The sequence below is a fragment of the Bradyrhizobium acaciae genome (assembly GCF_020889785.1).
In the GTDB taxonomy this organism is placed as follows: domain Bacteria; phylum Pseudomonadota; class Alphaproteobacteria; order Rhizobiales; family Xanthobacteraceae; genus Bradyrhizobium; species Bradyrhizobium acaciae.
On the sequence record NZ_JACMYK010000034.1, the window covers coordinates 47,618 to 59,759 of the forward strand.

Consider the following 12,142-nt stretch of genomic DNA (forward strand, 5'->3'; position numbering starts at 1 on the left):
TCCCAAAGATGTCGATGCAGACGGGATTGGCGACCTCGACCACGCAGCTGCGGACCTACGCACCCGCGACCGATGTCAGCGTTGCCGCGCCGGCGCCGCGGCTTGAGATCGCGCGCGCAACGCCGGTCACGGCCCACCGTAACCCGCGCACCGAGCCGGGTCCGATCCGCCTTGTCATCATCGCGCTCGCCATCGCTTTCCTCAGCATCTTCGTCGTGCTTCCGCTGGTCGTCGTGTTCGCGTCGGCGTTCTCGAAGGGCGTCGTCGCCTATTTCGCGGCGCTGGCCGAGCCTGAGGCGCTAGCCGCGATCAAGCTGACGCTGCTGGTCGCCGCGATCTCGGTCACGCTCAACCTCGTGTTCGGCGTGGTCGCGGCCTGGGCGATCTCGAAATTCGAGTTCACCGGCAAGACCTTCCTGATCACGCTGATCGACCTGCCGTTCTCGGTCTCGCCGGTGATCTCGGGCCTGGTGTTCGTGCTGTTGTTCGGCGCGCAGGGCTATTTCGGACCCTGGCTGCAGGCGCACAACGTCCATATCCTGTTCGCGGTGCCCGGCATCGCGCTGGCGACGATCTTCGTCACCTTCCCGTTCGTGGCGCGCGCGCTGATCCCGCTGATGCAGGAGCAGGGCACCCAGGAAGAGGAGGCGGCGATCTCGCTCGGCGCCTCCGGCCTGCAGACCTTCTTCCGCGTCACGCTGCCCAATATCAAATGGGGTCTGCTCTACGGCGTCCTGCTCTGCAACGCGCGCGCGATGGGGGAGTTCGGTGCGGTGTCGGTGGTCTCCGGCCACATTCGCGGCGAGACCAACACGATGCCGCTGCTGGTCGAGATTCTCTACAACGAATACCAGTTCGTCGCGTCGTTCGCGATCGCATCGCTGCTTGCGATGCTGGCACTGATCACGCTGGTGGCGAAAACCATTCTCGAGCGGCGGCTCGACGAGGCAGAGGTGCCCGATGGCGATTGAAGTCAAGAATATCGTAAAGCGGTTCGGCAGCTTTGCCGCGCTCGACAATGTCGATCTCAAGGTCGCCGACGGCGAGCTGTTGGCGCTGCTCGGTCCGTCCGGGTCCGGCAAGACGACGCTGCTGCGGATCATCGCTGGGCTCGATTGGCCCGACTCGGGCGAGGTCGCGATCGACGGCGAGAATGCGCTCTCGCGCGGCGCCAGCGAGCGCCAGGTCGGCTTCGTGTTCCAGCACTACGCGCTGTTCCGCCACATGACGGTGTTCGAGAACGTCGCGTTCGGCCTGCGCGTGCAGCCGCGCGCGATCCGCAAGGACGAGGCGACGATCCGCGCCCGCGTCAAGAACCTGCTTGATCTGGTGCAGCTCGACTGGCTCGCCAACCGCTATCCCAGCCAATTGTCCGGCGGCCAGCGTCAGCGCATTGCGCTGGCGCGTGCGCTCGCCATCGAGCCGCGCATCCTGCTGCTCGACGAGCCGTTCGGCGCGCTCGATGCCAAGGTGCGCAAGGAGCTCAGGCAGTGGCTGCGCTCGCTGCACAACGAGATCCACGTCACCTCGATCTTCGTCACCCACGACCAGGAGGAGGCGCTCGAAGTCGCCAACCGCGTCGTGGTTATGGACAAGGGCAAGATCGAGCAGATCGGCTCGCCCGGCGATGTCTATGACAATCCGGCGACCGCCTTCGTGCACGGCTTCATCGGCGAGTCCATCGTGCTGCCGGTCGACGTGGCCGGCGATGCGGTGCGGCTCGACGGCCGTCCGCTGAACATTCCGGCGCTGGGCGCCGCCTCCGGCGCGGCAAAACTGTTCGTCCGCCGCCACGACATGGCGGTCGGTCCGGCCGGAACCGGCGCCTTGGAAGGCGCCATCCGGCATGTCCGTTCGTTCGGTCCGATCCAGCGCGCCGAGGTGGCGCTGTCGGGCAGCGAGGGCAAGACCGTGATCGAGATCGACGCCCCCCGCGACCGCGAGCTCCAGGCCGGCGAAATCGTCTCGCTGCAGCCCCGCCGCTACCGGATCTTTGCCGCGCAGTAGGGCCGCTCAAACCTCCCCTTGAAAAGGGGAGCGGCGCTTTGCTCGTCATAGCAAAGCGGGTGGGGTTCTTGTCTCCGCACACAGCGTCGCCCACGGCTGACCCCCATCCCGGCCTTCCCCCTTTCAGGGGGAAAGGGAAAACCGGTGTTCCCGGCAAGAACCGGGCGCATGCGGAATGACGGCCTTGCTCGCCAAAAGTTAGTCCCTGTTCACCATTCAGCCACGGTTGGTATGCAACAACGGCGCGCCAACCTTGGGGGTTTTCACCTGTGAAACGGACGACGGTCGCCCTGTTCGGGCTTCTGGTGCTTGCCGGCTGCGGCACGGACACCAAAATCCCGGAAGAACCGGCCATGTATCTCAACATGGCGCAGCCCGGCGCCGTGCTGGACAGCCAGGCGGCCGCGATCATGTTTTCGCAGTACCGCCAGAATAATGGCCTCGGCACCGTCGTGGTCGATCCGGACCTGACGAGGCTCGCCGAGCAGCAATCGCAGGCGATGGCGGCCCGCAACAAGATGGACCATGACGTCAAGGCCCCGCTCGGCAAGCGGCTCGAGGCCGGCGGCTATCCCGCGACCGTCGCGGTCGAGAACATCTCGGCCGGCTATCACACGCTGGCGGAGGCCTTTTCGGGCTGGCGCGATTCACCGCCGCACAAGGCCAACATGCTGAAGAGCGGTGTCACAAAAATGGGCATCGCGGCCGTCTATGCTCCGAATACCAAATACAAGGTGTTCTGGACGCTCATTCTGGCGGCAACCTGACCTTCGATAAATTCCGCGTGATCCAACCCCTTGATCTCGCTGATTGACGCCGCGGCGAACAGCCGCCACGGTGCGGCTCACGTCATTTCTGACCGAACGGTTGCGAATGGATACTTCTGAGACCGCGCCGGCCTCGACGCCCGCGCAAGCGCAGCGTGTGCTGGTACTTCAGGGCGGCGGCGCGCTCGGCTCCTACCAGGCCGGCGCCTTTCAGGCGCTCTGTCATGCAGGCTTCGAGCCGGAATGGATCGCCGGCATCTCGATCGGCGCCATCAATGCCGCGATCATCGCCGGCAACGAGCCGGACAAGCGTGTGCCGCGGCTGAAGGAATTCTGGGAGATGGTGTCGGCGCCGGTGCCGTGGAATCCGGTCTCGAAACATGAGCGCGCCCGCTCGCTGTTCAACGAGACTTCTGCCGCCATCATCGCGACCTTCGGCGTACCCGGCTTCTTCACGCCGCGGATTCCGCCGGCGCCGATGTGGCCGCCCGGCAGCTCGCAATCGCTGAGCTATTACGACACCGCGCCGCTGAAGAAGACGCTGGAGCGCCTCGTTGACTTCGATCGCATCAACGATCTGAAGACGCGGCTGTCGGTCGGCGCGGTCGGCGTCACCTCGGGCAATTTCCGCTATTTCGACAATTACGAGTTCAAGAAGCTCGGCAAGAAAATCGGTCCCGAGCACATCATGGCCTCCGGTGCCCTGCCGCCGGGCTTTCCCGCCGTCGTGATCGAGGGCGAGCATTACTGGGACGGCGGCATCGCCTCCAACACCCCGCTCGACTTCGTGCTCGATGAGGAGACCAGCCGCGATCTCCTGATCTTCCAGGTCGATTTGTTCAGCGCGCGCGGCCCGCTGCCGGAGACGCTGCTGGAGGCCGCCGAGCGCGAAAAGGACATCCGCTATTCCAGCCGGACGCGGATGAACACCGACAAGAACAAGCAGGTCCACAACGCCCGCATGGCGGTGCGTGACCTGATCGGCAAGCTGCCGGATTACCTTAAGAACGATCCGTCGGTCGAGCTGCTGCGCAAGGCGTCCAAGGAGAACACCGTGACGGTGGTTCACCTGATCTACAAGAGCAAGAATTACGAGAGCTCGTCGAAGGACTACGACTTCTCCCATGTTGCGATGGTCGAGCACTGGGGCGCCGGCGTGCGCGACGTGCATTTGTCGATGCGTCACAAAGAATGGCTAGAACGGCCGCAGTCCGGGGAAACCATGGTGACTTACGACCTCACGGGGGACGAACCCACACCCCCTGCAAGCAAATAGGAGCGAAGAACAATGGGTACGTTGACAGGCAAGACCGCCGTTGTGACCGGCTCGACCAGTGGCATCGGATTGGCTTATGCGCGCGCTTTCGCCGGCGCCGGCGCCAACATCGTCCTCAACGGCATGGGCGTGCCGGCCGACATCGAGAAGGAGCGTTCCGGCATCGAGACCGACTTCAAGGTCAAGGCGGCCTATTCGCCGGCTGACATGACCAAGCCGGCCGAGATCGCCGACATGATCGCGCTCGGCGAAAAGACCTTCGGCTCAGTCGACATCCTCGTCAACAATGCCGGCATCCAGTTCGTGTCGCCGATCGAGGAATTCCCGCCGGAGAAGTGGGAAGCGATCATCGCGATCAATCTGTCGTCGGCATTCTACGGCATCCGTGCCGCGGTGCCCGGCATGAAGAAGCGCGGCTGGGGCCGCATCATCAACACGGCTTCCGCGCACTCTCTGGTCGCCTCGCCGTTCAAGTCGGCCTACGTCTCGGCCAAGCACGGCATCGCCGGCCTCACCAAGACCGCGGCACTCGAGCTCGCGCAGTTCAAGATCACCTGCAACTGCATTTCGCCGGGCTATGTCTGGACCCCGCTGGTCGAGCACCAGATTCCGGAAACCATGAAGGCGCGCAACATGACCAAGGAGCAGGTCATCAAGGACGTGCTGCTCGCCGCCCAGCCGACCAAGGAGTTCGTGACCTCGGAGCAGGTCGCAGCGCTGGCGCTGTTCCTGTGCGGCGACGATGCCGCGCAGATCACCGGTGCCAACCTCTCGATCGACGGCGGCTGGACCGCGGAGTAATCGTTTCGTTGCTCACGACAGAGCCGGTTCTGATTCAGATCAGGGCCGGCTTTTGTCTTTTGATCGGAACGGAACTGGCTTAACTGAAATTGGAATTTGAGGGCGAGAGCGGCGCACGAGAGGCCGCGTTCGGCGGAAAGCTATGCCGCCGGCCGCCGCTTCCCGAATGCCAGCACGTGCAGGCCGAGGCGCGAGCGCACCACGACGAACAGCAGGATGGTCTCGAAGATCAGCGACAGCGAGGTTGAGGCGGCGGCGCCCATGCCGCCATAGCGCGGCACCAGCGCAGTGCAGAGCCCGACATTCATGAAGAACGCCACCGCATAGGCGGTGGCGCAGATGCTCTGGTGGCCGAGCATGTTCAACAGCCGCTCCACCGGCCCGATCGCCGAGCGCACCACGAGCCCGATCGCGGCCACGAACATGATGCTGTAGCCGCCGACGAATTTCGGGCCGAACAGCCACAGCAGCGGCTTGCCGAAGGCGAGCAGGGCGATGGTCGCGAGCAGCGAGGGCCAGAACGTCCAGCTGATGGCGTGCGCGACATAGGCCGACAGCCGGTCCTTGTCGCCGAGCGCGTTGTACTCGGCGAAGCGATGCGCCGTCGTCGCCGACATCGCGTAGTGCACGAACGACACCAGCGCCAGCGTCTTCACCACGGCGAAATAGATGCCGACCTCCTCGGAGGAGCGGAACTGCTGCAGCATCAGCACGTCGGTATAGCCGAGCAGGAGATAGAAGCTCTCGACCAGCATGATCGGCAGCGAGATCGCGAACCAGCCCTTGACGTCGTAGGTCTTCTCGCCCGGCCCGAGATGGGCTTTGAGGCGGCGGTTCAGTACGATCATCTGGCCGATCGCCGCGATGTACACCGCCGCGGCGCTCGCGATCATCGCAGCCGTCGCGCCGAGATTGAGGCCGAGCGCCAGCGCGCCGGCGGTCAGCGCGATGATCAGCCCCTGCCGTACGATGAACTGCGGCATCAGGCCGAGCTGCATCCAGTCATGCGCGCGCGAGATGCCGTCCTGGGTGTTGGCGACCACGAAGGGCGGCAAGGTCAGGCAGCCGATATAGAGCGGCACCACCGCGTTGGGGTCGATCCAGGGCGTGGCGAGGTGGATCACGCCGGCAAGCAGCAGCGCCACCGTGCTCGACGCCGTAAGCACCACCCAGCGGCCGCCGGAGAGGAAGCCGCGCAGCGCGGCGAGGTCGCCGCGCGTGCGATATTCCGGAATGATCTTCTGCGAGGACGGCGCGATGCCGAAATCCATGGTGCTGCCGAGCAGCAGCACCCAGGTCCAGACATAGACGTAGATGCCGTAATCCGAGCCGCTCATCCAGCGCGCCAGCAGGATCTGCGCCAGATAGGCAATGGCGGCGCTGACGACGCGGATGACGAAGATCATCCCGGCGAGGCGCTTGGTGACCGATGCCTCCTTGGTGCCGCCGAGCAGGAGCGCAACGAGGCCGCGCAGGCGTGCGACCGGGCCCGATGGCGCAGAGCTTGCGGCAGAGGTTGCGGCAGACGTTGCGGATCGTGTCTCCATCACAGCCAAAGCGGAAAATTCCCAAAGCGCCGCAAGGCGGCAATGGCCCCGATCTATCAACGAAACGTTAAGATTGGGTTGGGTGAGGGGGTGTTCCCGTCTTGCGTCATCCCGGCGAAAGCCGGGATCCATAGCCACAGGAAACAGTTGGTACGCGCTGCTTGGCCCCAGCGCGCCTCAAACTGACGCTGCGGCGTATAGGTGCCGGCTTTCGCCCGGGACGACGCTGTGGCGTCAGTTCAAATTGACGTTGAATTCGTAGCTTTTGTCGCCGCCGACCAGCGTCAGCTTCAACGCTGCGCCTTCCGCCTTGGCGCCCGGCGGCAACCCGTCGAGCTCGAACGAGAAGCGCTTCACGCCCGGCGGCGCGTGCTCGACGGGCTTGGGCACCGGCAGCGCCCAATCGGGCGTCGGCCCCTCGACGTACAGGCTGAGCTCCTTGTTGTCGGGCGCGGTGACATCGACCAGCACGTTGTTCTTGTCGTCGCGCTTGACGTCGCGGATCGTGAACGGGGTTGGATCGCCGATATTGGCGGGCTTCGGCACCGCGTTGAGCGCTTCCGACAGCGCGGCATCTTCGGTCGAGGCGACGCTTGCGAACGCGAGCTCGGCCTTCGCTTCGACCGGCACGCAGAGCTTCTCGCACACCGCGTAGCTGATGTCGGCGCGCAGCACCAACGGCTTGTCGGGATTCTTCGCGACGATGCGCAGCGGCAGCACCACCTGGTGCTTGTAGCCGAGCGAAGTGCCGCCGGCGCCGTCGTCGAACTGGCGCGGTGCAGGCCACATCACCGTGACCGCATCGACGTTATCCGACTTGGAGAAATCGAACCGCGGCGGCACGCCGGAATCGCCCGGCGTCCGCCAGTAGGTTTTCCAGCCGTCCTGCAACTGGAAGGCGATGCCGCCAAGCAGCACCGCGCCGCTGCGCGATCCCGCAAGCAGCCGCACCGCGGAATGCGTGTCCTGCTGCCACGGCGAGGCGTCGTCGGCGCGAACCTCCGTTGCCACAAATGCGGCGGATAACAAGGCGGCAACAGCCAAGGCGGCCCGCAGGGGAACTGTGACGATCATGAGACGTCTTTACCTGCAACTTTCGGTGCAAACCATTGAATTGCTTGTGATGCATCGCCGCACCGCGGCCGATGGTTGATTGACAGAACCGCCACCCAATATCAGGATGCCAAATCAGCAGGAAAGGCCTTTGCGGATGCGCCCTGAAGGCAAAACAGGCAAGACTCGCAAGACCGCCGCCGGCAGAAGCCCGGCCGTCGGTCCCCATGCGACCGAAGGTGGCTATCTCGATGGCCAGATGCTGATCGCGATGCCTGTCATGAACGACCCGCGGTTCGAGCGCTCCGTGATCTACATGTGCGCCCATTCGTCCGAGGGTGCGATGGGCATCATCGTCAACCGCCCGGCCGGCAGCATCGATTTCCCCGGGCTTCTGGTGCAGCTCGACATCATCGAGAAATCGGACCGGATCATGCTGCCCGAGAATGCCGAGATGATGAAAGTGATGAAGGGCGGCCCGGTCGATACCGGCCGCGGCTTCGTGCTGCATTCCAGCGACTTCTACATCCAGGACGCAACGCTGAACATCGACGACGGCATCTCGCTCACCGCAACCGTCGATATCCTGAAGGCGATCGCCAAGGGCGCCGGCCCCAAGCACGCGATCCTCGCGCTCGGTTATGCCGGCTGGGCGCCGGGCCAGCTCGAGAACGAGATCCAGCACAATGGCTGGCTGCACTGCGATGCCGATCCGGAGCTGATCTTCGGCACTGACGTCGACGAGAAATACGCGCGCGCTTTGCGCAAGATCGGCATCGAGGCGGGCATGCTGTCGAACGACGCCGGGCACGCCTGACGCGTTGTCATTGTTGCGGTTGCCACATCCTCAGTGTCGTCCCTGCGAAAGCAGGGACCCATAACCACCGCATGCAGTTGTAACGCCGCGCTGGGGCCACAGCCTCGCGCAACAACGGCGCCCGGTTATGGGTCCTAGGTCGCGCTTCGCTTGCCCGGGACGACTGCCGTGGGTTTGGCTACGCGAGCGTAGGTTTGGCTATGACAGCGGTGGGTGTGGCTTACTCCGCCGCTTCCTGCGCGACCGTCGGTTGGGTGCCGGCTACCGTCGCGCGACGCATGTCGCGGGGCTGCGACTGGTCGTAGCGGCGCACGCGGTGCACGGTCTGGCGGTTGTCCCACATCACGAGGTCATGCACCGTCCATTTATGCACATAGACGAACTCGGGCTGCGTGGCGTGCTCGGTGAGATCGCGCAGCAACAGCCGCGCCTCCGGCATGCTCATGCCCCTGATGGCGCCGGCGTGCGACGACAGATACAGCGACTTGCGGCCGTGCACCGGATGCGTGCGCACCAGGCGCTGCAGCACCGGCTTGAACATCTGCTTCTCCTCGTCGGTGTAGTCGAGGAAGCCGAGCGAGCCGCGCGAATACATCAGCGAGTGCTCGCAGATCATGTCGTCGATCTCGGCCTTGGTCTCGTCGTCGAGCGCATCATAGGCGGCGCGCATGTCGGCGAATTCGGTGTTGCCGCCCTTCGGGTTCACCACGCGCGCCGACAGCAGCGAGAATTTTGCCGGGATCGGCCGGAACGAGCTGTCGGAATGCCACAGGCAGTTGCCGAGATTGAACAGATGGGTGCGATGATCCTTCGGCAGCGGCTGGCCGTCCTTGCCGAGATTTCCGACATCGTTGAGCCCGGAGGAGAGGCGATAGTCTTCCTTCTTCGTCACCGTGCCGCCGCGCGATGATTCGCGCTCGCCGAAGTTCAGCGCGAACGCCATCTGCTGTTCGTCTGATATGTCCTGGCCGTGGAAGACGAGCACGGCGTATTTGTCCATGCCGGCCTCGATGTCGATCGCTTCCTGCTGCGTCAGCGGCCTGCGCAGATCGACGCCGGAGACCTCGCCGACGAAATGCTTGTGAAGCTGCCGGATCAGGACGGTCATTGGCGCATCTCCCCGTATCGTGCGGGCGGTTGTCCCGCTTCGTTTGACGCGAAGGCTACTCCCGACGCGCGTCCTGTCAACGCTTCGCGGCGATGCGCGGGTCAGGCATTCCGCGCCATCAACCCGCCGTCGACCGGAATCACCGCGCCGGTCAGGAACGATGCCGCGGGCAGGCACAGGCTCAGCGTCATGTGCGCGACCTCTTCCGGATCGCCGTAACGCGCCAGCGCGGTGCGGCGCTTGGCGTAGATCGTCTTGTGCTCCTCGGAGATGCGGTCGGTGATTCCGGTGCGGATCGGCCCCGGGCAGATGCAGTTCACGGTGATGCCTTCGCGCCCCAGCTCCACCGCGAGCGAGCGGGTCAGGCTGGTCACGCCGCCCTTGGCCGCGGAGTAGGGGCTGTGCAGGCCCGTTGCACCCAGAGCCTCTGTTGAGGCGATGTTGACGATGCGCGGCGAACGCGATTTGCGCAGGTATGGCAGTGCGGCGCGGATGATGCGCGGATGGGCCGTCAGCATCACGGCGATACCCTTGGCCCAGGCGTCCTCGTAGCCGGGATCGTCGATTGGCATCCGCACCGAGATGCCGGCATTGTTGACGATGATGTCGAGCCCGCCGAAATGCGCGGCGACATCGTTGACGACCCTGGTGATCGCGTCGCGATCGCCGACGTCGAGCGTCCAGGCCTTGGCCGAGCCGCCACTCGCCGAGATTTCCTTCGCCACGACCTGCGTGCCGTCTTCGGTCAGGTCGGTGACCGCGACATTGGCGCCTTCGTCGGCGAACACGCGCGCCGTGGCGCGGCCCATGCCGCTCGCGGCACCGGTGATGAGAACGGTGAGGCCCTTCACCGAACGGCTGAGCTGCTTGTATTCGGACATAACGGACCTCCCGGCGATTTTCTTGCGCGTTGTGCGATCAACAACGCTGGCACCGATCCGCAGATAGGTCAAACCGGCGATCCCTTATTCGCCACGTACGCAGCGCGTTAACGCAAGTTTCCCGGTTGGCTTTCCGCAAAGGATCATGCTCAATCAAGAAGCAGTACGAGAGAGGAAACGCGATGAACGAGCTCGATTTCGGCGGCAAGCAGATATTGGTGGTCGGCGGCTCCAGCGGCATCGGCAACGGCATCGCGCAGGCCTTCCGCGCCAAGGGCGCGCGCGTTGCCGTGTACGGCACCCGTGCACAGGCGAGTGATTATTCCGCCGAGGAAGGCTCGCATCTCGAAGGCCTGGCCTACGCGCAACTGGATGTCTCTGATCCGCAGGCGATCGAAAGCCTCACGCCGTCGTTCGATCGGCTCGATGTGCTGGTGCTGGCGCAAGGCGCGGTGATTTACCGCCGTGGGGAATTCGAGATGGAGGGTTTCCGCAAGGTGCTCGAAGTCAATCTGATGAGCCTGATGGCCTGCGCCACCAAATTCCACGCGAGGCTGAGCGCCGCGAAGGGCTCGCTGATCATCGTGAGCTCGACCGCGGCGTATCATTCCACCATGGGCAACCCCGCCTACAACGCTTCGAAGACCGGCGCCGTCGGGCTGACGCGGACGCTCGGCGAGGCCTGGGCCGAGAACGGCATCCGCGTCAACGGCATCGCGCCTGGCCTCGTCGACACCAAGATGACCAAGGCGACCACGGCCAATCCAAAGCGGCTCGAAGGCGCGCTCGAGCGCATTCCGTTGAAGCGCCTCGGCACGCCCGCCGACATGGCCGGCGCCGCATTGTTCCTGGCCTCGCCGCTCGCCTCCTACATCGTCGGCCAGACCATCGTGGTCGATGGCGGGCTCATTCTGTAGCTCCAGGAACCTGGACGTGGTTCCGCGGTTGGCTTCCTGACAATTCCAGGGAGCAGTCGTAATGGACAAGGATCGGATTTTCGGAACGGCAAAGGAATTTGCAGGCAAGGCCGAGGGCGCCGTCGGCGACGCGACCGGCGATACCCAAACACAAGCCTCCGGACGCGCGCGCGAAGCCGCGGGCTCAGTGCAGGATCTTTACGGCCAAGCCAAGGATGCGGCGCGCGATGCCGCCGACACCGCGGTCAACTATGCGAAGGATGCCTATGAACATCGCGGCGAGACTGTTCGCAGCGGACAGAAGGCGGTGGCGCAAACGGTGCAGGACAATCCGCTCGGCGCGCTCCTGATCGCCGGCGGCATCGGCTTTGCGCTCGCGCTCCTGATGACGCGCCAGCCGCGCCGTCCGCCGCCGTCGCGCTGGCGGTACTACGGGTAGTCGGCCGCCCTACCCAACGCCGTCATTGCGAGGAGCGAAGCGACCAAGCAGTCCATCCGTCCGCGCGCGGATCGATGGATTACTTCGCGGAGCCTGTCATGGGGTGCGCATTCGCGCGACCATTGGCTCGCAATGACGGCAATAGCTTCAATTCTTTGAGAACACGCGCCGCCTACTGCCAGGGATTGCCCGGCCCTGCGGCCCGCTGTCCGACGCTGCGCGGCGGACGCGGCGGCGGGGCGACCAGCGGGCGCTGCTGCGGCGCGCCGAAGCCGAAGAAGTCACGCAGCCAGGGCTGGGTCTGCGGCTGTTGTTGCGGCTGGGCCTGGGCCGGTCGGAACGCCCGTCGTTGCGGCTTCGGTGCGGTGATGATCGAGCCGTCGGGCGCAATCGCCGTGGTCGAGGGCGGCGGATTCGCAGGTCCACCCGCCGCCGGTGCGGCTGGCGTGGCTGCGGCAACCGGCACGTCACCCTTGGCCTGCTCGCGCCCCATCTCGCGGCGCGGCCAGACGAAATCATCGGCGCGGCC

General features: G+C 65.0%; 12 protein-coding genes and 1 pseudogene. 8 read left to right on the forward strand and 5 right to left on the reverse strand.

From position 1 onward, the window contains the following. Positions 1 to 8: 8 nt before the first annotated feature. The 5 genes from cysW (at position 9) to H8A92_RS16275 (ending at position 4,851) form a co-directional block, all read left to right on the forward strand. Positions 9 to 971 carry a sulfate ABC transporter permease subunit CysW gene (gene cysW, locus H8A92_RS16255; protein ID WP_420831329.1) on the forward strand — a complete coding sequence of 321 codons (963 nt, stop codon included), beginning with the start codon at positions 9 to 11 and terminating at the stop codon, positions 969 to 971. Next, complete coding sequence (locus H8A92_RS16260) at positions 961 to 2,007, forward strand: sulfate/molybdate ABC transporter ATP-binding protein (RefSeq protein WP_212012293.1); 1,047 nt, start codon at positions 961 to 963, stop codon at positions 2,005 to 2,007. Before cysW ends, H8A92_RS16260 begins: the two co-directional genes overlap by 11 nt. A 269-nt stretch (positions 2,008 to 2,276) precedes the next feature. Next, on the forward strand, positions 2,277 to 2,774 hold the full coding sequence (locus H8A92_RS16265) for a CAP domain-containing protein (protein WP_076860877.1): 498 nt from the start codon (positions 2,277 to 2,279) through the stop codon (positions 2,772 to 2,774). Between the two features lie 106 nt (positions 2,775 to 2,880). Then, the gene (locus H8A92_RS16270) at positions 2,881 to 4,050 is read left to right on the forward strand and encodes a DUF3734 domain-containing protein (RefSeq protein WP_229196719.1); all 1,170 of its coding nucleotides are present in this window, start codon (positions 2,881 to 2,883) and stop codon (positions 4,048 to 4,050) included. A 12-nt stretch (positions 4,051 to 4,062) separates the two neighbouring features. Next, positions 4,063 to 4,851 carry a 3-hydroxybutyrate dehydrogenase gene (locus H8A92_RS16275; RefSeq protein ID WP_092118875.1) on the forward strand — a complete coding sequence of 263 codons (789 nt, stop codon included), beginning with the start codon at positions 4,063 to 4,065 and terminating at the stop codon, positions 4,849 to 4,851. A gap of 140 nt (positions 4,852 to 4,991) precedes the next feature. On the opposite strand, the gene H8A92_RS16280 is transcribed toward H8A92_RS16275, so the two are convergent. Then, positions 4,992 to 6,398, reverse strand: coding sequence for an oligosaccharide flippase family protein (locus tag H8A92_RS16280; protein ID WP_229196720.1), 1,407 nt, complete (start codon positions 6,396 to 6,398; stop codon positions 4,992 to 4,994). 234 nt (positions 6,399 to 6,632) lie between these two features. Next, on the reverse strand, positions 6,633 to 7,472 hold the full coding sequence (locus H8A92_RS16285) for a protein-disulfide reductase DsbD domain-containing protein (RefSeq protein WP_229196721.1): 840 nt from the start codon (positions 7,470 to 7,472) through the stop codon (positions 6,633 to 6,635). 136 nt (positions 7,473 to 7,608) lie between these two features. On the opposite strand from H8A92_RS16285, the gene H8A92_RS16290 reads away from it, so the two are divergent. Beyond that, positions 7,609 to 8,268 carry a YqgE/AlgH family protein gene (locus H8A92_RS16290; protein WP_163158853.1) on the forward strand — a complete coding sequence of 220 codons (660 nt, stop codon included), beginning with the start codon at positions 7,609 to 7,611 and terminating at the stop codon, positions 8,266 to 8,268. 220 nt (positions 8,269 to 8,488) lie between these two features. Here H8A92_RS16290 and H8A92_RS16295 read toward each other — a convergent pair whose 3' ends face one another. Further along, positions 8,489 to 9,376 (reverse strand): TauD/TfdA dioxygenase family protein, encoded by an 888-nt coding sequence (locus H8A92_RS16295; protein WP_229196722.1) that lies wholly within the window; start codon positions 9,374 to 9,376, stop codon positions 8,489 to 8,491. A 101-nt stretch (positions 9,377 to 9,477) separates the two neighbouring features. Further along, on the reverse strand, positions 9,478 to 10,257 hold the full coding sequence (locus H8A92_RS16300; protein ID WP_229196723.1) for an SDR family NAD(P)-dependent oxidoreductase: 780 nt from the start codon (positions 10,255 to 10,257) through the stop codon (positions 9,478 to 9,480). A gap of 182 nt (positions 10,258 to 10,439) precedes the next feature. Here H8A92_RS16300 and H8A92_RS16305 point away from each other — a divergent pair, with 182 nt between their 5' ends. Next, positions 10,440 to 11,174, forward strand: a complete 735-nt coding sequence (locus H8A92_RS16305; protein ID WP_229196724.1) for an SDR family NAD(P)-dependent oxidoreductase — start codon at positions 10,440 to 10,442, stop codon at positions 11,172 to 11,174. Between the two features lie 61 nt (positions 11,175 to 11,235). Then, positions 11,236 to 11,613, forward strand: coding sequence for a CsbD family protein (locus H8A92_RS16310; protein WP_229196725.1), 378 nt, complete (start codon positions 11,236 to 11,238; stop codon positions 11,611 to 11,613). Positions 11,614 to 11,785: 172 nt separating this feature from the next. On the opposite strand, the pseudogene H8A92_RS16315 reads toward H8A92_RS16310, so the two are convergent. Next, positions 11,786 to 12,142 (reverse strand): annotated as a pseudogene (locus H8A92_RS16315) (DUF459 domain-containing protein); the annotation flags it as partial.